Origin of the sequence: Actinoallomurus sp. NBC_01490, from assembly GCF_036227085.1 — a bacterium.
GTDB classification, from domain to species: Bacteria; Actinomycetota; Actinomycetes; order Streptosporangiales; family Streptosporangiaceae; genus Actinoallomurus; species Actinoallomurus oryzae.
Map to the genome: position 1 here is coordinate 8,389,005 of NZ_CP109433.1, position 19,940 is coordinate 8,408,944.

Annotated in this window: 15 protein-coding genes; 4 read left to right on the forward strand and 11 right to left on the reverse strand. The window is 71.0% G+C overall.

Features of this window, described 5'->3' with window-relative positions:
* Window positions 1–7 precede the first annotated feature (7 nt).
* Entirely contained in the window at window positions 8–619 is a 612-nt protein-coding gene (locus tag OG417_RS38645) for a polysaccharide deacetylase family protein (RefSeq protein WP_329239862.1), read from the reverse strand.
* Window positions 620–1,081: 462 nt separating this feature from the next.
* On the opposite strand from OG417_RS38645, the gene efeU reads away from it, so the two are divergent.
* On the forward strand, window positions 1,082–1,939 hold the full coding sequence (gene efeU / locus OG417_RS38650) for an iron uptake transporter permease EfeU (protein ID WP_329239864.1): 858 nt from the start codon (window positions 1,082–1,084) through the stop codon (window positions 1,937–1,939).
* A 57-nt stretch (window positions 1,940–1,996) separates the two neighbouring features.
* Here the strand turns inward: efeU and OG417_RS38655 are convergent, their stop codons facing one another.
* The gene (locus OG417_RS38655; protein ID WP_329239866.1) at window positions 1,997–3,649 is read right to left on the reverse strand and encodes an AMP-binding protein; all 1,653 of its coding nucleotides are present in this window, start codon (window positions 3,647–3,649) and stop codon (window positions 1,997–1,999) included.
* Window positions 3,650–3,798: 149 nt separating this feature from the next.
* On the opposite strand from OG417_RS38655, the gene OG417_RS38660 reads away from it, so the two are divergent.
* Window positions 3,799–5,001 carry a thiolase family protein gene (locus tag OG417_RS38660; RefSeq protein ID WP_329239868.1) on the forward strand — a complete coding sequence of 401 codons (1,203 nt, stop codon included), beginning with the start codon at window positions 3,799–3,801 and terminating at the stop codon, window positions 4,999–5,001.
* The gene (locus OG417_RS38665) at window positions 4,998–7,079 is read left to right on the forward strand and encodes a 3-hydroxyacyl-CoA dehydrogenase NAD-binding domain-containing protein (protein WP_329239869.1); all 2,082 of its coding nucleotides are present in this window, start codon (window positions 4,998–5,000) and stop codon (window positions 7,077–7,079) included. Before OG417_RS38660 ends, OG417_RS38665 begins: the two co-directional genes overlap by 4 nt.
* 88 nt (window positions 7,080–7,167) lie before the next feature.
* Here OG417_RS38665 and OG417_RS38670 read toward each other — a convergent pair whose 3' ends face one another.
* The 7 genes from OG417_RS38670 to dxs all read right to left on the reverse strand — a co-directional run bounded on the left by OG417_RS38670 (window position 7,168) and on the right by dxs (window position 15,598).
* Entirely contained in the window at window positions 7,168–8,220 is a 1,053-nt protein-coding gene (locus tag OG417_RS38670) for a hypothetical protein (protein ID WP_329239872.1), read from the reverse strand.
* Between the two features lie 60 nt (window positions 8,221–8,280).
* Window positions 8,281–9,036 carry a class F sortase gene (locus OG417_RS38675; RefSeq protein WP_329239873.1) on the reverse strand — a complete coding sequence of 252 codons (756 nt, stop codon included), beginning with the start codon at window positions 9,034–9,036 and terminating at the stop codon, window positions 8,281–8,283.
* A gap of 62 nt (window positions 9,037–9,098) precedes the next feature.
* Window positions 9,099–9,722, reverse strand: a complete 624-nt coding sequence (locus OG417_RS38680; protein ID WP_329239875.1) for a class F sortase — start codon at window positions 9,720–9,722, stop codon at window positions 9,099–9,101.
* Window positions 9,723–10,358 (reverse strand): hypothetical protein, encoded by a 636-nt coding sequence (locus tag OG417_RS38685; protein ID WP_329239877.1) that lies wholly within the window; start codon window positions 10,356–10,358, stop codon window positions 9,723–9,725.
* 294 nt (window positions 10,359–10,652) lie between these two features.
* Entirely contained in the window at window positions 10,653–11,975 is a 1,323-nt protein-coding gene (locus OG417_RS38690; RefSeq protein WP_329239879.1) for an FAD-dependent oxidoreductase, read from the reverse strand.
* Window positions 11,976–12,046: 71 nt separating this feature from the next.
* The gene (locus tag OG417_RS38695) at window positions 12,047–13,528 is read right to left on the reverse strand and encodes an amino acid permease (protein ID WP_329239880.1); all 1,482 of its coding nucleotides are present in this window, start codon (window positions 13,526–13,528) and stop codon (window positions 12,047–12,049) included.
* 177 nt (window positions 13,529–13,705) lie between these two features.
* Window positions 13,706–15,598 (reverse strand): 1-deoxy-D-xylulose-5-phosphate synthase, encoded by a 1,893-nt coding sequence (gene dxs, locus OG417_RS38700; protein ID WP_329239882.1) that lies wholly within the window; start codon window positions 15,596–15,598, stop codon window positions 13,706–13,708.
* Window positions 15,599–15,720: 122 nt separating this feature from the next.
* On the opposite strand from dxs, the gene idi reads away from it, so the two are divergent.
* Complete coding sequence (gene idi / locus OG417_RS38705) at window positions 15,721–16,311, forward strand: isopentenyl-diphosphate Delta-isomerase (protein WP_329239884.1); 591 nt, start codon at window positions 15,721–15,723, stop codon at window positions 16,309–16,311.
* On the opposite strand, the gene mug is transcribed toward idi, so the two are convergent.
* Both mug and OG417_RS38715 read right to left on the reverse strand, forming a co-directional pair.
* The gene (gene mug, locus OG417_RS38710) at window positions 16,301–16,864 is read right to left on the reverse strand and encodes a G/U mismatch-specific DNA glycosylase (protein ID WP_329239886.1); all 564 of its coding nucleotides are present in this window, start codon (window positions 16,862–16,864) and stop codon (window positions 16,301–16,303) included. The genes idi and mug overlap by 11 nt on opposite strands.
* Window positions 16,865–17,046: 182 nt before the next feature.
* Window positions 17,047–19,818: an aconitate hydratase gene (locus OG417_RS38715; protein ID WP_329239888.1), complete on the reverse strand. Its 2,772-nt coding sequence runs from the start codon at window positions 19,816–19,818 to the stop codon at window positions 17,047–17,049.
* Between the last annotated feature and the right edge of the window lie 122 nt (window positions 19,819–19,940).

The window sequence follows — 19,940 nt, forward strand, 5'->3', positions numbered from 1 at the left end:
TGCACGCTCACAGGGCCACGAAGGTCAGGCCGCGTTTCTTCAGCGCTGGGATGACCTTGCGCAGGGCCTTGATGGTCTCTGAGCGGTCGCCGCCGCCGTCGTGGCAGAGCAGGATGTCGCCGCCCTTGGCCTTCAGCATCGCGCGCTTGATGTGCCCGGTGCCCGGACGTGCCCAGTCGCGGGGGTCGATGTCCCAGTCGATGGGGATCATGCCGTGCCGGGCGGCCGAATGGAACACCGCGTGCGACCAGGCGCCGCCGGGCGAGCGGAAGAACTTCGGCGCGATCCCGGTCGCCTCGCCGATGCGGTCGTGCGCCTCGGTGATCTCCCGGTCGACCTTCTTCCGCGACATCTCGGCGATGTAGAGCGGGTGGTTCATCGTGTGGTTGCACAGCTGGTGACCGGCCTGGACGATCCGCTCCGCCAGCTTGGGAAACTGCTTCACCTGGATGCCGATGAGGGAGAAGGTCGCCTTCACCTCGAACTCGGCCAGCAGGTCGAGCATCTTCGGCGTCCACTCCGGCTGCGGGCCGTCGTCGATGGTCAGCGCGATGGCGTTCGGCGGGGCCGTCGGGAACACGTCGTGCACCCGGTGGACCGCGTCGGTGCGCGCGTGCACCGGCGCGTTGGGCGGGGGTATGACGCCCGGCCGCGGGCCGGGTGTCGGTCTCTTCCTCTTGACCGGCGGGACCGACCGGGCCGGCTCCCGTCCCTGCGCTAAGGGCCGGGTGGGGACGGTCGTCACTCGGCCGTGGTCGCCCACGGCCAGCGCCCCAAGGCCGGCGGCGCCCAGAGCGAGCATCCGACGGCGAGTCATCACGTCCCGAAACTCCACATGTCAAACGCTATGCCCTCTAGAGGCGCTTCGGGTACATGTGGCCCCACCAAATCAACGGCAATGCACTACCAAATGGATCATCGTTCGCCACTCTGGACGATCCACTCGCAAGCGTCACAGGCCGGGGGCTTGCGTCGACCCCTCCTGGGCCGCAGAATCGCGATTAGGTTAGGTTTACCTAATGGCCTAGGCCCGAAACATCCGGCTCCGCTCCCGGAGCCCCCTAGAGGAGGTGCGCCCCCCTTGTTGCTCGGCAACTACCTCATCGGCCTGCGCGAAGGGCTCGAAGCCTCACTCGTCGTCAGCATCCTGATCGCGTATCTGGTGAAGTCGGGCAACCGCGCCGCGCTGACACCGGTCTGGGGAGGCGTGGGCACCGCCATCGCGCTCGCCGTCGGCTTCGGCATCGCGCTGAGCGTCGCCTCCGGCGAGATGCAGTTCAAGACGCAGGAGTCCTTCGGTGGCATCCTGTCGATCATCGCGGTCGGCCTCGTGACCTGGATGGTCTTCTGGATGCGCCGCACCGCGCGGTTCATGAAGGCCGAGCTGGAGGGCAAGCTGCAGGGCGCGCTGTCGATGGGCCGTGGGGCGCTGTTCGCGGTCGCGTTCCTGGCCGTCGGCCGGGAGGGCCTGGAGACCGCCCTGTTCCTGTGGACCAACATCAGCAACGCCGACAACTCCACCGAGCCGATCATCGGCGCCGTGCTCGGCCTGCTCACCGCGGCGCTGCTCGGCTACCTGCTCTACCAGGGCGGGCTCCGGCTCAACCTCAAGAAGTTCTTCACGATCACCGGAGCGGCCCTCATCATCGTGGCCGCCGGTGTGTTCGGCTACGGCTTCCACGACCTGCAGGAGGCCTCGATCCTGCCCGGCCTGACCACGCTCGCCTTCGAGCCGAGCAGCTGGTTCGCCGGCCTGGGCCAGGTCGGCCAGTGGCTGCAGACCGCGCTTCAGGGCGTGTTCAACCTGACCCCGCAGGTCACGGTGGCGCAGGCGATCGCGTGGGTGGTCTACATCATCCCGGTGATGTTCTTCTTCCTGCGCGCGCCCAAGGCGCCGGTCGCGGCCACGCCGCAGAAGCAGACCGCCGACGCGGGCTGACCGCGGGCGCGGGCCGGCCGCGGGCGCGGCCGAGGTCCGTCGGTGGCGGGCGGTCCGTCAGGCGCCGGCGGCCTCGGGGAGGCGGTGCGGCACGACCTTGCCCATCGCGTTGCGGGGCAGGTGCGCGCGGAAGTGGACGTCGCGTGGCACGGCGTACCGGGCCAGCCGTTCGCGGACGTGCCCGCGGACCGTGTCGGCGTCGAGCCGCGCGCCCGGTGCCGTGACGATGTAGGCCGCCAGGCGTTCGCCGTACTCCTCGTCCGGCACCCCCGTCACCGCGACCTCGCGCACCTGCGGCAGCCGGGCGATCACGTCCTCGGCCGCGGCCGGGAAGACGTTCTCGCCGCCGGAGACGATCATCTCGTCGGCACGCCCGTCGATGTAGAGCAGCCCCTCGTCGTCGAGGTGGCCGACGTCGCCCATGAAGAGCATGCCGTCACGGGTCTCCACCGGCACGCCGCCCGTGTAGCCCTCGAAGCGCGTGCTGCCCGCGACGTAGATGCGGCCGGTGGCGCCGCGCGGCACGGGGCGCCCATCCGCGTCCAGGATCGCCACCTCCGCGCCGCTCGCCGGGCGGCCCGCGGTGTGCGGGTGCGCGCGCAGGTCGGCACCGGTGGCGATGCTCACCCAGCCCGCCTCGGTGGAGCCGTAGACGTTGCACAGCTCGACCGGGAAGGCGTCCATGAAGGCCGTGGCCAGATCGCCCGGCAGCCGCGAGCCGCTGACCGCGGTGAGGCGCAGGGATGAGGTGTCGTACGCCGCGCGTGTGCGCTCCGGCAGCGCCAGGATGCGCTGCAGCATGATCGGCACGGTGATCAGCGTGGTGCAGGAGCGTTCCTGGATCGTCGCCAGCGTGCGCTCGGGGTCGAAGTGCCGCCCGAGCACGACGGTGCCCCGCATCGCCAGGGCGAGCTGGAACGAGGAGTAGCCCCACGCGTGGAACAGGGGCGCCTCGATGAGCATCCGCTCACCGACGCGCAGCGGGGTGCGCGAGAGCATGGCGGTGAGCGGCACGAACCCCGGCCGCGGCGGGCGGCGCGCGCCCTTCGGCCGTCCGGACGTGCCGGAGCTGAGGAAGACGATGCGCCCCTGGATCGGCGGCGGCTCGAGCGCGGGCGCGGGGGTCGCCTCGATCAGTTCGTCGATGGTGGGCCCGGGCCCGGGCCGGTCGTCCTCCCCCGTCCAGGCCGTCACCTTGGTGAACCGGCGGCCGCCGCGCGGCAGCAGGTCGGCGAACTCCGCGTCCGCGATGACGATGTCGGCCCACAGCTCGCGCATCACGCTGTTGAGCTGGCCACGCCCGAGCCCGGTGCCCAGCAGCACGACCTCGGCCCCGCGCTTGCTGCAGGCGATCAGCGACTCGACCAGGCCGCGATGGTTGCGGCACAGCACGCCGACCCGGAGGCGGCGGCCACGGCAGTCGGGGATCAGCGCGACGGCGAGCCGGTCGGTGCGATCGTGCAGCTCGGCGTAGCTCACCGCACCCTTCTCGTCCACCAGCGCCGTACGGTCGGGGTCGCGCGCCGTCGCGGCGGCCAGGCCGCCGGCCAGCGTGGTGCCCCAGTGCAGCAGCGCGGTGAGCTGGCGGGTGGCGCGCAGTGGCCGCCATGGCCACAGCAGGCCTCTTCTCGCCATGGTCAGCGGAACGTTGAGGGCCTGACCCGCCCAGCGTCCGGGGCCGGAGCGGTACTCCGGTCTGGCGTGCACCACTGACGTGTCACTCCCTGCGATCCCGTGATTCCGGTCAGGCTACGGCGGGGACACGTCTCCAGCAAGACCCGCTTTCGCGCCAGCTGTTACTGGCGAGTAACCTATAGGCGTAAGAACCCATCAGCACCGCACCAGAAGGAGGACCGACCGTGCCTCGTATCGCGCGTGACGTGGTCTTCGTCGACGGCGTACGCACGCCGTTCGGCAAGGCCGGCCCCAAGGGGCTGTACGCCGAGACCCGCGCCGACGACCTCGTCGTCCGGGTGATCCGCGAGCTGCGGAGGCGCAACCCCTCGCTGCCCGCCGAGCGCATCGACGAGGTCGCCATCGCGGCGACCACCCAGATCGGCGACCAGGGCCTCACCATCGGCCGTTCGGCCGCGGTGCTGGCCGGGTTGCCCAAGAGCGTCCCCGGGTACGCCATCGACCGCATGTGCGCGGGCGCGATGACCGCCGTCACGACGGTCGCCGGCGGCATCGCGTTCGGCGCGTACGACGTGGCCATCGCCGGTGGGGTCGAGCACATGGGCCGCCACCCCATGGGCGAGGGCGTCGACCCCAACCCGCGGTTCCTCGCCGAGAAGCTCGTCGACGGATCCGCGCTGATCATGGGCATGACCGCGGAGAACCTGCACGACCGGTACCCGCAGATCACCAAGGAGCGCGCCGACGCGTACGCGGTGCGGAGCCAGCAGAAGGTCGCCGAGGCGTACGAGGCCGGCCGGTTCCAGCAGGACCTCGTGCCGATGGCGATCCGGTCCGGCGAGAAGGGGTACGGCCTCGCGACGCGCGACGAGCCGCCGCGTCCCGGCACGACCATGGAGAACCTGGCCGCGCTGAAGACGCCGTTCCGCCCGCACGGCCGCGTCACGGCCGGCAACGCCGCCGGGCTCAACGACGGCGCCACGGGCTGCGTCGTCGCGGCCGAGGAGGTCGCCGCCGAGCTGGGCCTGACCGCGCGGATGCGGCTCGTCGACTACTCGTTCGCCGGCGTCGAGCCGGAGGTCATGGGCATCGGCCCGGTCCCGGCCACCGAGAAGCTGCTCGCCCGCAACTCGCTGACCATGGACGACATCGGCCTGATCGAGATCAACGAGGCGTTCGCGGTGCAGGTGCTCGCCTTCCTCGACCACTTCAAGATCGCCGACGACGACCCCCGTGTGAACCCCTGGGGCGGCGCGATCGCCATCGGCCACCCGCTCGCCTCTTCGGGCGTACGGCTGATGACGCAGCTCGCCCGCCACTTCGAGGAGCGCCCGGACGCCCGGTACGGCCTCACCACGATGTGCGTCGGCATGGGAATGGGCGGAACGGTCCTCTGGGAGAACACGGCTTGGGAGGGTGCTCGATGAGTGTTACCGAGATCTTTTCGGACGAGGTCGTGACGCACGCTCGCGTGCGGGATGTCGAGTTGCCGTACGGCGCGGGCACGATGGCGCTGATCACGCTCGACAACGGGTTCGACCACACGAAGCCGAGCACGTTCGGGCCGGGCGGCCTGACGGAGTTGAACGCCGCCCTGGACGCGGTCGCGGCCCGTGACGACCTGGCGGCCGTCGGCGTGACCGGCAAGCCGTTCATCTTCGCGGTCGGCGCGGACCTGAACGGCGTGCCGCTGATCACCGGCCGCGAGCAGGCGCTGGAGATCGCGCGGCTGGGGCACGCCGTGTTCCGCCGGCTGGGCGAGCTGGCGGTGCCCTCGTTCGCGTTCGTGAACGGCGCGGCGATGGGCGGCGGCGTCGAGGTGGCGCTGCACTGCGCGTACCGGACGATCTCCTCGGGCGTGCCCGCGGTGGCGCTGCCGGAGTGCTTCCTCGGCCTGGTGCCCGGCTGGGGCGGCACGTACCTGCTGCCGCGCCTGGTCGGCGCGGAGAACGCCCTCAAGGTCATCATCGACAACCCGCTGAACCAGAACAAGATGCTGCGCGGCCCGCAGGCCTACGAGCTGGGCATCGCCGACGCGATGTTCGAGCCGGCCGACTTCCTGGAGGAGTCACTGCGCTGGGCGGCCCGCGTGCTGACCGGCGAGGTGACGGTCGAGCGCGCGCCGGTCGACACGGGCGCGGCGTGGGACGAGGCGGTCGCCCAGGCGCGCTGGCGGGTGGAGGGCAAGCTGCACGGCGCGGCGCCCGCCCCGCTGCGGGCCCTGGACCTGGTCGCGGCGGCCAAGGACCGTACGCGTGACGAGGGGTTCGCGGCCGAGGACGAGGCGCTCGCCGACCTGATCATGAGCGACGAGCTGCGGTCGGGGCTGTACGCCTTCGACCTGGTGCAGAAGCGGGCCAAGCGCCCGGCCGGCGCCCCGGACAAGGCCCTGGCCCGTCCGGTGACGAAGGTCGGCGTCGTCGGCGCCGGGCTGATGGCCTCCCAGCTCGGCCTGCTGTTCGCCCGCCGGCTCGGTGTGCCGGTCGTGCTGACCGACCTCGACCAGGAGCGGCTCGACAAGGGCGTGGCGTACGTGCACGCCGAGGTGGACAAGCTGCTCGGCAAGGGACGGATCTCCGCCGACGAGGCGGCCAAGCTCAAGGGCCTGGTGACCGGCTCGCTGACCAAGGAGGCGTTCGCGGACGCCGACTTCGTCATCGAGGCCGTCTTCGAGGAGATGGGCGTCAAGCAGCAGGTCTTCGCCGAGGTGGAGGCCGTGGTCTCGCCCGAGTGCGTGCTGGCGACGAACACCTCGTCGCTGTCGGTCTCGGAGATGGCCGCCAAGCTGCGGCATCCCGAGCGGGTCGTCGGCTTCCACTTCTTCAACCCGGTGGCGGTGCTGCCGCTGCTGGAAATCGTCCGCGGCGAGCGCACCGACGACGCGACACTGGCCACGGCGTTCGCGACCGGCAAGGCGCTGAAGAAGTCCTGCGTGCTGGTCAAGGACGCCCCGGCGTTCGTGGTCAACCGCGTCCTGCTGCGGATGCTCGCCGAGATCGTGCAGACCGTCGAGGAGGGCACGCCGATCGACGTGGCCGAGCGCGCGGCGGCTCCGCTGGGCCTGCCGATGCCGCCGTTCGTCCTGATGGGACTGGTCGGCCCCGCGATCGCGCTGCACGTCAACGAGACGCTGCACGAGGCGTTCCCGGACCGCTTCCCGCTGTCGGGCAAACTGGCCAAACTGGTCGCGGCCGGCAAGCCCGGGGTGTACCGGCCCGACTTCACGCTCGACCCGGAGGCGGTGGAGATCTTCGCGGGCGGCACGTCACCGTCCACGGAGGAGCAGGTGCTCACGCGGGCGCTCGACGCGCTGGCGCAGGAGATCCGCATCATGCTCGATGAGGGCGTCGTCGCGGCCCCGCAGGACATCGACCTGTGCATGATCCTGGGCGCGGGCTGGCCGTTCCACCTCGGCGGTGTGGCCCCGTACCTGGACCGCACGGGCGTCGCGGAGCGCGTGACCGGCTCCCGCTTCCTCGAACCGGGAGTCGCCTCACTGCCATAACCACACCGGGCCGGAACGCCGCTGTCCCCTGGCCGGACAGCGGCGTTCCGGCCTCGGCTCCCCGGCACCGCAGGCGCGAGACGGAGTTCTAGCCGACCGCGAGCCGGACGCCGGCGAGTTCGGCCAGCTGCCGGGCGTAGGCCTCGGGGTCGCGGCCGTTGGCGCGCGGGTGGAGGCCGAGGTGGACCGTTGCCGCTCCGGGTAGGGGAAGCGGGTCGTACGGGCTGCCGTCGTAGGTGGCGTTGACGCCGAGCACGACGCCGTTGAGCGCGCTGGATTCGCCCGGCCAGTCACAGCACCACTCGACGATGATGAGATCGTCGTCCGCCGCCGTGAGCAACGCGTCCGGTACGGGCTCGGGAAGCGGGTCGATCTCGAAGTCGAAGTGGCACTCGCCGAGGTCCGCGAGCGCCGCCGCGATCCGCGGGTCGGCATCGAAGTATCCGTTGAAGCGGATCGGCCCGCCGGCGTCGAGCAGGGGCACGGCGCGGGCCAGGGCGACCGGCGGTGGCAGCGGCACGGTGAGTTCGATGGCGGCGGGCCCGTAGACAGGTGGGCGATCCGCCGTACCGCGCCAGCCGAAGCTCCGGATCCGCACGTCGTTCTGCACGGTGCCGGGAGACGGGTTCGGAGGCGGGTGACCGGGTTCTGCCCTCACATGGGTGAAGAACCACGCGGCGACGCGTTCGGGCGACGCGGCGGACGGAAGCAGGCCCGCCTCGGCGAGCGCCGACAGCCACCGCTCGGCGCGGGGCCGTTCGGCCTGCTCCTGGCCGGGTTCGGCGGTGAAACTCAGCGTCAGCTGCGATGCCCGCGGTTCGTCCCGGTCGCTTCCGATCCAGAAGGCCGATCCGAAGCCCGATGCGGCCTGCTCGGCGAACCAGGCGTCGAGCGGCTGCTCGCGCAATGTCGCGGCCAGCCGCCCCGGCTCAGCGGGCGGTACGTCCAGAACGGCCTCGACACGCGCCCTCGGCGCCGCCGCGGCGATCGCCGCCACCGCCGCCGGCCGTGCCAGGGTCCCCCGAGCCGAGAGGGAGATGGGAGGACGGGCACAGCGGGCGAGAACACGCCGCACGACGATCATCGCGGTCTGGACGTCGCCCTCCGGCGACTCGACCCGATACAGCCGGCGATCAGCCACCCCGTCACGATATCGGCCACGCGCGTCGCCCGCCCTCGCAGCGGAGCGCTCCCGCCGCGGTCAGCGGACGAGGTGGGCGTAGACGATGATGTTGCCGAGGTAGTGCATCGTCTTCTTGTCGTACTTGCCGCCGCACGTGATGACGCGCAGGGCCGCGTACTTGGTCTTGCCGTACACGCTCTGCGTCGGGAAGCGGTCCTTGGCGACCGGCACGACGCTGTCGACGGCGAACTTCGCCACGCTGCCGCCCGTACGCCACACGTGGATGCGGTCGCCGCGGTGCAGGCTGCCCAGCCGGAAGAACACCGCCTGCTGGCGGTGGGCGTCGACGTGTCCCAGCACGACCGCCGCGCCCTTCTGGCCGGGTGTCGGGCCGTATTTGTACCAGCCCGCGAGGTTCGGCCGGCTCAGCGTCGGAACCTCGACCGTGCCGTCGGGGTTCTGGCCGAGCGGCTCGATCGGGGCGTTCACGTGGATGCGCGGAATGGTGATGCGCACCGGCAGCGCCCGGCTCATCGGCCGGGCCTTCACCACCGGTTCGGGCGCGTTGATCGACTTGGTCTTCGGCGGCTGCGGCGGGCCGCCGTCATTCGTGCCGACGACGATCATCGTCACGCCCGCGCCCACCACGACGGCCATGCCGCCCGCGACGAAGATGTTCGAACGCCGGCGGCGTCGCTTCGGTGGCGCGGGCGGCTTCTCCGGGGAAGCCGGCTCCCCCGGAGAAGTCCAGCCCGTGCCGGTGTACGTACCGAGGTCGGGGACGGTCGCGTCGATCGCGGGCATGCGGAGATCGGGGACCGTGACGTCTGCCATCTGTGACGCCATCGGTACCCCGCCCCCGTCGTCTCGCCGACGGTGCCGTCCGGGCCGTTCGCTCAGGTGCCGTTCACCAACTTGCCGTACGCGATGATGTTGTCGACGTGGTGCCCCCACGACGCGTCGAACCGGCCGCCGCAGGTGATCAGGCGGATGCCCGGGTAGGGCAGCTTGCCGTACACCTTCTGCGTCGGGAATCGGCTCTTGGGGATCTGTTCGAGCTTGGTGATCTGGAAGGTGGCGACGCTGCCGTTGGCGCGCGTCACCTGAACCGTGTCGCCGGGCTTCAGAGTACCGAGCTTCTCGAACACCGAGGGGCGGCCGTTGCCGACGTTGTGCCCCAGGATGACCGATGCGCCCTTCTCTCCGGGCGTCGGGCCGCCGTCCCACCAGCCGGTCATGTTCGGCTTGCTCAGCGGCGGCACCTGGATCGTGTGGTCGGCGTTGAGGCCGAGCTTCATGATCGGTGAGTTGATGTGGAGCTTCGGGATGCGCAGGCGGGAGGGTACCGAGCGGGCCAGCGGCTTCACCGGCGCGCTGCTCGACACGGACGGAGCGGGCGTCCCCACCTTCGCGGGCGGCTTTCCGCCGCCTCCCCCGCATCCGGCCGCGGTCACCGCGAGCAGGGCACCGGCCGCCACGCCCAGGACGTGACGGCCGGCACGGTACCGCTCAGGGAGCACTCAGGCTCCAGCCGACGAACGCCGGCGGGTGTAGAGGAAGGTGCCGCCCGCGAGGCCGGCGACGACGACGGCGGCGCCGCCGACGATCATGCCGGTGTTCCCGCCGCCGTTGCTCGAGCCGTCACCGGTCTGCGGGGCGCCGCTGGGCAGCCCGGTCGGGGTGCCGGACGAGGTCGGCGCCGGGGTGTCGGACTTGGTCGGCGTCGGGGTGGGCTTCGGCCGCTTGTGCGGCTTGGTGGTGAACGTGTCGGTCCAGCGCCCGCAGTGGACCTCGACCTTGTACTCCTTGCCGTCGACCAGCTTCTTGCGGGTGGTCTCCTTGGCCGCGTAGCTGCCCTCGGTGCCCGTCGGCTTGAACGGGTTGGTGGTGACGAAGAGGTGGTTCACGTCCACGATCGTCGGCACGACCGCGCAGTTCTCGACCGTCCAGGTGAGGGTGTCCCCGCCGTAGAAGGACTTCGGCGTCACGTCGGCGGTGGGCTCCTTGCCGCCCGGCTTCACCGGAGACGCCGGGGCGTTCTTGGTGACGCCGCCGCTAACCGGTCCCGGCGTGTCCGTCGCGAAGGCCGGGCCCGCCATGCACAGCGCGACGATCGCGGCCGCGCCGCCCGCCGCCCCCAGACGTGCGATGTTCATTCAGTTTCCCCTCAGAGAGTGCGTGGCGTCGGGTCGAAGGTGGCCGGAGCGTCGCCACGACGTTTCAGCGCAGCACGTTAGTGGTACGCATGGGGAAAGTACTGATCAGTGGGACATACTGGCAAGTTACGGCCATATCGGCAATTTCACAGCAACCAAACCGGCGGATCGCGCGTCTAAGGGTTCGATGAGGGCTTTCTTAAAGTCAGCTAAGAGAGTCATGAGCGGACGCCGGGAGGCCGGTCAGCTCCCCGGGTCATGACCGAGCGCAGCGAGGGAACCGGAAGACGCGCCCTAGTGACCGTACGCCCGGCGCAGCGCCTCCCAGCCCGCCAGCTTCACGCGTTCGCCGCGATCGAGGGTGCGCGCCAGCTCGATCTCGCCCGCGTCGATGCCGAGCCAGTCGTCGTACGTCACGACCCGAACGCCGCGCGACTCCAGCAGCGTCTCGATCGACCGCCGGTTTCCCTGGCGTTCGCCCTGGTCGGCGAGTAGCGCACGGACGGTCTCCGCCGCGTCGGCCTTGTTGGTGCCGATCACGCCGGTGGGACCGCGCTTGACCCAGCCCGCGACGTACTCCCCCGGCAGCGGCGTGCCGTCCTCGCCGAGGACCCGGCCGCCCTCGTTCGGCACGACGTACGCCCGCGCGTCGAACGGCACCCCGGGCAGGGGCACGCTCTGGTACCCGACCGAGCGCAGCACCAGGCCCACGGGCAGCGTCTCGAACTCCCCGGTGCCCACGACCCGCCCCTCGGCGTTCAGCGTGGTGTGCTCCAGCCGCAGTCCCTCGACCCGGCCGGTGCCCAGGATCTCCACCGGGCGCAACCAGAACCGCAGGTCGAGGCGGCGCGGCAGATCAACGGCCGGACGGCCGGCCCACTCGCGCATGACCGCGACGTTGGCGCGCACGTGCCGGTCCGACTCGGCCAGCGCGGCGCTCGCCGGGTCGAGCCGCAGGTCCTCCTCGCGGACGTGCACCTCGGCGCCCGGCAGCGCGCCGAGCTCGCGGAGTTCTTTGGTGGTGAACTTCGCCTGCGCCGGCCCCCGGCGTCCGATCATGTGGATGTGACGCACGCCACTGCCGCCGAGCAGGGTGAGGACCGGATCGGGCACGTCGGTGGCGCGCAGTTCGCCGGCGGTCTTGGCGAGGATCCGTACGACATCGACCGCGACGTTGCCGACGCCGATGACCGCGACGGCGTCCGCCGACAGGTCCACCGCGAGGTTCGTCGCGTCGGGATGGCCGCAGTACCAGTTGACGAAGTCGGTCGCGGCGACGCTGCCGATCAGGTCCTCACCCGGGATGCCCAGGTGGCGGTCGACCATCGCGCCGGTCGCGTAGATCACAGCGTCGTAGCAGTCCAGCAGCTCCTCGCGCGTGACGTCCTTGCCGAACTCGACGCCGCCGAGGAACCGCACGTCGGGATGCTCCAGCACCCGTTGCAGGTAACGCGCGATCGACTTGATCGACGTATGGTCCGGCGCCACGCCGTAGCGCACCAGGCCGTACGGCGTCGGCAGGCGGTCGAAGATGTCGACTTGGACACCCCCTTGCGCCTGCTTCACCAGGGCCTCGGCTGCGTAGATGCCCGCCGGGCCGGATCCGATGACCGCCACGTGATGATCAGATGCGTCCGCCACGCCGACATTGTTCCCAGATCACGGCCGGATTCCCATGTCCGATGCCATCAGCCCCTTGTCACCTCCGTCCGCCCGGCCTGCTCGCCCACCCGGCTGTGGCCACGGCCGTACAGGAAGTACACGCCGAAGCCGACGACCATCCAGACCAAGAACCGCAGCCAGGTCTCGACCGGCAGGTTGAGCATGAGGTAACCGCAGGCCACGACGGCGAGGAACGGCAGCACCGGCGAGACGGGCACGCGGAAGGAACGCGGCAGGTCCGGATGGGTGCGCCGCAGGATCACCACACCGATCGCGACCACCACGAAGGCGAACAGCGTGCCGATGTTCACCAGTTCGGCGAGCGCCGAGAGCGGGACGAGGCCGGCGATGAGGGCCACGACGACCCCGATGACGACCGTGATCCGGTACGGGGTGCCGTACCGGGGGTGGACCTTCCCCAGCCACGGCGGCAGCAGGCCGTCCCGGCTCATCGCGAAGAACACCCGGCTCTGGCCCAGCATGAGGATGAGCACGACCGTGGTGAGCCCGGCCAGGGCGCCGACGCTGACGACGGTGGCGAACGCCGGGTGCCCGACGTCCTTGAACGCCTGGGCCAGCGGCGCGTCGACGCTCAGGTGGCGGTAGTCCCGCATGCCGGTGACGACCAGCGAGACCGCGACGTACAGGGCGGTGCAGACCAGCAGGGAGGCGATGATGCCGATCGGCAGGTCGCGCTTGGGCCTCTTGGTCTCCTCGGCGGCGGTGGCGACCACGTCGAAGCCGATGAAGGCGAAGAAGACGATCGCGGCCCCGGCGAAGACGCCCGCCCACCCGTACGTCGACGGGGTGTAGCCGAAGAGCACCTGGATCAGCGGCGCCTTGCCTCCGTGCGCCTCGGGCGTGGCCGTCGCCTTCGGCACGAACGGGTGGTAGTGCGCGCCCTTGACGAAGAACAGGCCCGCGACGATGACGAGCAGGACCACGGCGATCTTGACGGCGACGATGACGGCGTTGACCCGCGAAGAGATCTTCACGCCGAGGACGAGCAGCGCGGTGACGGCCAGCACGATGAGCATCGCGGGCACGTTGAACGTCGCCTTCTCCCCCACCAGCGAGGCGGGCAGGTGGAGGCCCATGTCGTCGAGAAGGATCTTGGCATAGCCCGACCAGCCCACCGCGACGGTGGCCGCGCCGAGCGCCAGCTCGAGCATGAGGTCCCAGCCGATGATCCAGGCGGGCAGCTCGCCGATGGTGGCGTAGGAGAAGGTGTACGCCGACCCGGCCACCGGGACGGTGGAGGCGAACTCCGCATAGCAGAGCGCGGCGAGCGCGCAGGCGATGCCGGCCGCCACGAACGACAGCGCCACGGCCGGCCCGGCGTTCTCCTTGGCCACCTTGCCGGTGAGCACGAAGATGCCGGTACCGACGATGACGCCGACGCCGAAGACGGTGAGATCGAGCGCGCTCAGCTCCCGGCGGAGCCGGGATTCCGGCTCGTCGGTCTCGCGGATGGATCGTTCCACCGACTTGGTACGGAGAACACTCATCACAGTCCTCGTTCGAAGGTGACCGTTTGATCACCCCGAGAACCGCCGCGAAACGCCGTGGAGCGGGTCTTCCGCTCTACCGCCCGAGTTCGCTGGTCACGGTGTGTTCCGAGTGCCTCAGGAGCCGGAGAAGGCCGCCGACCCGCCCGGCCGGAGCCGGCGGGCCGGCGGCGGTCGTCACTCGGTGGGTTCGAGGACCGAGTCGCGGGCGGTGGCGGCGGTGATGTCGCGGGCCAGCCCCTGGGGGGTCAGGCCGATGTCGGTGAGGATCTGCGCGCGCTTGGCGTGGTCGAGGAACCGCTGCGGGATGCCGAACGTGCGAACCGGCACGTCGACCTCGCCGTCGCGGAGCAGCCGCGCCACCGCGTCACCGACCCCGCCGACCCGGACGTTGTCCTCGACGACCGCGACGAGGCGGTGTTCGGCGGCCAGGCCGACGAGCTTCTCGTCGAGCGGCTTGACCCAGCGGGGGTCGACGACCGTCACCCCGATGCCGTGCGCGCCGATCAGCTTGGCCGCCTCCACGGCGGTGCCCGCCATGGCGCCGACGGCCACCAGCAGCACGTCGCTGTCCTCCGAACGCGACAGCACGTCGACGCCGCCGGTGCGCTCGATCGCCGGGACGTCGTCGCCGGCCGGGCCCTTGGGGAAGCGCACGACCGTCGGGCCGTCGGTGACCTCGACCGCCTCACGGAGCTGCTCGGTGAGCCGGGCGCCGTCGCGCGGAGCGGCGATCCGCAGGCCCGGCACGACCTGCAGGATCGACATGTCCCACATGCCGTTGTGGCTCGGCCCGTCGTCGCCGGTGACGCCCGCGCGGTCGAGCACGACGGTGACGGGCAGCTTGTGCAGCGCGACGTCCATCAGCAGCTGGTCGAAGGCGCGGTTGAGGAACGTGGAGTACACGGCGACGACCGGGTGCATGCCGCCGAACGCCAGACCCGCCGCCGAGGTCACCGCGTGCTGCTCGGCGATGCCGACGTCGTAGGTGCGCTCGGGGTAGACCTCGGCGAAGGCCGCCAGGCCGGTCGGGTGCAGCATCGCCGCGGTGATGGCGACGATGTCGGGCCGCTCCGCGCCGAGCCGGACCATCTCGTCGCTGAAGACCTTGGTCCAGCTCGGGCCGCCGCTCTTGGCGAGCTTGCGACCGGTGGCCGGGTCGAACAGCCCCGGGGAGTGGAAGTGCTCCTCATCGTCGTTCTCGGCGGGCGCGTAGCCGTAGCCCTTGCGCGTGATGCAGTGCACGATGACCGGGCCGCCGAACGCCTTGGCCTTGCGGAGCGCGTGCTCGACGGCGGCCTCGTCGTGGCCGTCGATCGGCCCGACGTATTTCAGGCCGAGGTCCTCGAACATCGCCTGCGGCTGCAGGATGTCCTTGATGCCCTTCTTGATGCCGTGCAGGGCGTCGTACGCCATGCCGCCCACGACCGGGGCCCTCGGCACGGTGCGCTTGATCAGGTCGAGCGCGTGCTCGTAGCCGCGGGTCATGCGCAGGTCGGCGAGGTGGCTCGCCAGGCCACCGATCGTCGGGGAGTAGGAGCGGCCGTTGTCGTTGACGACGATGACGACCCGCCGGTCCTTGCCCGCGGCGATGTTGTTGAGCGCCTCCCAGGCCATGCCGCCGGTGAGCGCGCCGTCGCCGATGAACGGCACCACGAACCGGTCGCCCTCGCCGCGCAGCTGGAACGCCTTGGCGATGCCGTCGGCGTAGGACAGGGCGGTCGAGGCGTGGGAGTTCTCGATGACGTCGTGCTCGGACTCGGCCTGGCTCGGGTAGCCGGACAGGCCGCCGCGCCGGCGCAGGCCGTCGAAGTCGTGGCGTCCGGTGAGCAGCTTGTGGACGTACGCCTGGTGGCCGGTGTCGAAGAGGATCCGGTCGCGCGGCGAGTCGAAGACCCGGTGCAGGGCGATGGTCAGCTCCACCGCCCCGAGGTTGGGCCCGAGGTGACCGCCGTTCGTCGACACGACGGAGACGAGGACGTCACGGATCTCGCCTGCGAGCTGGGCGAGCTGTTCCGGCTCCAGGCGCTTGAGGTCTTCGGGCCGTTCAATCGACTCAAGTAGGGTCACCCGGGTCATCTCCTCGTGTTTCTGCGGATGCCGATTTTAATGGTGCTGCCAACCGGTGGGACGCGGGCGGTCCCGGGCGAAGTTCGTGTAGCGCGCCGTAACGATCGGATATAAAGAACGAGATGAGCGAACAGAGAGTGACGACAGACGAACTGATCGTGTTGCTCGACGCCGAGGGGCGGGCGGCCGGCACGGCGCCCAAGGCGCCCAGCCACCACGAGAGCACGCCCCTCCACCTGGCCTTCTCCTGTTATCTCACGGACGGCGCGGGGCGGGTTCTGATCACTCAGCGGGCGCACGACAAGACGTCGTTCCCCTCGGTGTGGACCAACAGCTGCTGCGGCCACCCGGCGCCCGGCGAGAGCCTCCGCGAGGCGGTGCGCCGGCGCGTGGCCACCGAGCTGGGCCTGCGAGCCGAGGCGCTCACGCTCGTGCTGCCGGAGTTTCGCTACCGCGCGACGGCGGCGAACGGCCTCGTCGAGAACGAGCTGTGCCCGGTGGTCCGCGCGACCGCGGCCGGCGAGCTGCGGCCGCACCCGGACGAGGTCGAAGCGGCCGACTGGCGCGACTGGGACGCGTGCGTGGCGCTCACCGGTCACCCGTCGGCCTCCCCGTGGTTCCGCTCGCAGATGGAGCGGCTCGCGCCGCTCGGCGCTCCGGCGGACTGGCCCGCCGCGCACCCGTCGCTGCTGCCGCCCGCCATCACGTGGTGACCGGCTCGCCGGCGGCCGCCGCGCGCAGGGTGCGAAACTCCGCGGCGAGGGTGTCGACGGTGTAGTGGGCGTTCAGCCCGGACGGGTTGGGCAGGATCCACAGGCGCGCACCGCCGAGCGTACGGCTCTGCGGGCCGATGCGGGCCGACCGGTCGCCGAAGGCCGTGCGGTAGGCGGTCACGCCGAGGATCGCCACCGCCCCCGGCGCATGACGCTCCACGAACGCCTCGAGCAGCGCCCCGCCCTCGGCCAGCTCGTCCGCCGTCAGCTCGGCCGCCTGGGCGGTGGCCCGCGCGGCGAGGTTGGTGATGCCCAGGCCGTAGGAGGGCAGCAGGTGCTGCTCGGCCGGCGCCAGGAGCCGGTCGGTGAAGCCGGAGCGGTGCAACGCCGGCCAGAACCGGTTGCCCGGCCGGGCGAAGTGGAACCCGGTCGCGGCGGAGTAGAGCCCGGGGTTGATGCCGCAGAGCAGCACGCCGCCGCGGGGCGGCACGACGTCGGGGATCGTGCGGTCCTTCGCGGCCGCGAGCTCGGCGGCGGTCGGTCGAGACGTCATTGACGAACGGTATCCCGGCGGGCGCGCGGCACGGTGACCTGACCATGGATCACATATTACTCACGGTAGTGACGCTTTTACCGTGCGCACGCAAGGGGCCGCCTCGCGCGGAGGCGGCCCGTCGCACGTGCGGTCACCCTGGCCTGCGAGCGCCTGGACGCCCGTACCGCGTGCCGTCCTTCCTACTTGCGCAGCAGGGAGCGCAGGACGTACTGCATGATCCCGCCGTGGCGGTAGTAGTCGGCCTCTCCCGGGGTGTCGATGCGGACGATCGCCTGGAACTCCTTGTCGCCGGCCTTCACGGTGACCTCGCGCGGCGTCTCGCCGTCGTTCAGGCGCTCGACGCCGACGATGTCGTAGGTCTCCTTGCCGGTCAGGCCCAGGGACTTGACCGACTCGCCGTCGCGGAACTGCAACGGCAGGACGCCCATGCCGATGAGGTTCGAGCGGTGGATGCGCTCGAACGACTCGGCCAGCACCGCACGGACGCCGAGCAGGCTGGTGCCCTTGGCCGCCCAGTCGCGCGAGGAGCCGGAGCCGTACTCCTTGCCGCCGAGCACGATCAGCGGCGTGCCCTCCGCGGCGTACGCCTGCGCGGCGTCGTAGATCGACACCTCCTCGCCGTCCTTCACGGTGACCCCGCCCTCGGTGCCGGGGGCGAGCAGGTTGCGCAGGCGGATGTTGGCGAAGGTGCCGCGGATCATCACCTCGTGGTTGCCGCGGCGCGAGCCGTAGGAGTTGAAGTCGCGGCGCTCGACGCCGTGCTCGGTGAGGTAGCGGCCGGCCGGGCTGTCGGCCTTGATCGCGCCGGCGGGCGAGATGTGGTCGGTGGTGACCGAGTCGCCGAGCAGCGCGAGGACCTTGGCGCCGGTGATGTCGGCGACCGGCTCCGGCTGCTCCCCCATGCCGTCGAAGTACGGCGCCTTGCGCACGTACGTCGAGTCGGGGTCCCACTCGAAGGTGGTGCCGCCCGGCGCCGACAGGGCCTGCCAGCGCTGCTCACCGGCGAACACGTCGGCGTAGTCGCGGCTGAACATCTCCTGCGCGATCGCCGACTCGACGACCTCCTCGACCTCCTGCGGCGAGGGCCAGATGTCCTTCAGGTACACCGGCTCACCGTCGGACCCGGTGCCGAGCGGGCCGTTCGCGATGTCGACGTCCATGGAGCCGGCGAGGGCATAGGCGACGACGAGCGGCGGTGAGGCCAGGTAGTTCATCTTGACGTCGGGGTTGATGCGACCCTCGAAGTTGCGGTTGCCCGAGAGCACGGAGGTGACGGCCAGGTCATTCGCGCTGATCGCCTGGCTTATTTCTTCGGGCAGCGGGCCGGAGTTGCCGATGCACGTCGTACACCCGTAGCCGACGAGGTTGAAGCCGAGCTTCTCCAGGTACGGCGTGAGGCCCGCGCGGTCGTAGTAGTCCATGACGACCTTCGAGCCCGGGGCGAGCGAGGTCTTCACCCACGGCTTGCGGGACAGGCCGCGCTCGACCGCCTTCTTGGCGAGCAGCGCGGCGCCGATCATGACCGACGGGTTGGAGGTGTTGGTGCAGGAGGTGATCGCCGCGATCACCACCGCGCCGTGGTCCAGCTCGAACTCGTTGCCGTCGACGCTGACCGTGACCGGGTTGCTCGGCCGGCCGGCGGCGGAGTCGGCCGCGCTCTCGACGGGCTTGTCGCCGTTGCCGTTCTGCGCGATGGCCGGGGAGTCGGAGGCCGGGAACGACTCGGCGGACGCCTCGTCCAGCGGGCCCCGGATGCTGTCGTCGGCGACGTAGTCGCGGACCGCGGTGCGCCAGGCCTGCTTGGCGTCGGACAGCGCGATGCGGTCCTGCGGGCGCTTGGGGCCGGCGATGGACGGGACGACCGTGGACAGGTCCAGTTCGAGGTATTCGGAGTACTCCGCCTCACGGGCCGGGTCGTGCCACAGGCCCTGCTCCTTGGCGTACGCCTCGACGAGCGCGACCTGCTCGGCCGGGCGCCCGGTGAGCTCGAGGTACTTCACGGTCTCGCCGTCGATCGGGAAGATCGCGCAGGTGGAGCCGAACTCGGGGCTCATGTTGCCGATGGTCGCGCGGTTGGCCAGCGGCACCGCGCCGACGCCGTCGCCGTAGAACTCCACGAACTTGCCGACGACGCCGTGCTTGCGCAGCATCTCGGTGATCGTGAGCACGAGGTCGGTGGCGGTGGTGCCGGCGGGCAGCTCGCCGGTGAGCTTGAAGCCGACGACGCGCGGGATGAGCATCGAGATCGGCTGGCCGAGCATGGCCGCCTCGGCCTCGATGCCGCCGACGCCCCAGCCGAGGACGCCGAGGCCGTTCTGCATCGTCGTGTGGGAGTCGGTGCCGACGCAGGTGTCGGGGTACGCACAGCGTTTTCCATCACTGGCCTCGTTGTCGAAGACGACGCGGGCCAGGTGCTCGATGTTGACCTGGTGCACGATGCCGGTGCCGGGCGGGACGACCTTGAAGTTGTCGAAGCCCTGCTGGCCCCACTTGAGGAACTGGTAGCGCTCGCGGTTGCGGCCGTACTCGAACTCCACGTTGCGCTCGAAGGCGTCCTCGCGGCCGAACACGTCGACCTGCACGGAGTGGTCGATGACCATCTCGGCCGGGTTGAGCGGGTTGATCTTCTCCGGGTCGCCGCCGAGGTCGCGTACGGCCTCGCGCATCGTGGCGAGGTCCACGACGCAGGGCACACCGGTGAAGTCCTGCATGATCACGCGGGCGGGCGTGAACTGGATCTCCTGGTTCGGCTGGGCGTTCGGGTCCCAGCCGGCGACGGCGCGGATCTGGTCCGCGGTGATGTTCGCGCCGTCCTCGGTGCGCAGGAGGTTTTCCAGCAGGACCTTCAGGCTGTACGGGAGGCGCGCCGAACCCTCGACGGCATCCAGCCGGAAAATCTCATAGGACGCGTCGCCGACACGGAGCGTCTGTCGGCTGCCGAAGGTGTCCAAGTCGTCTCCTCCTCATGCGCGCTCGCCGCGGGATCCCCCCTTGTGGCGAGCGCGGGGGCGGTGGTCTACGTCCCGAATTTTGCCGCAACGGGGCACGACGGCGAGAACTGAGGCTCACCTAA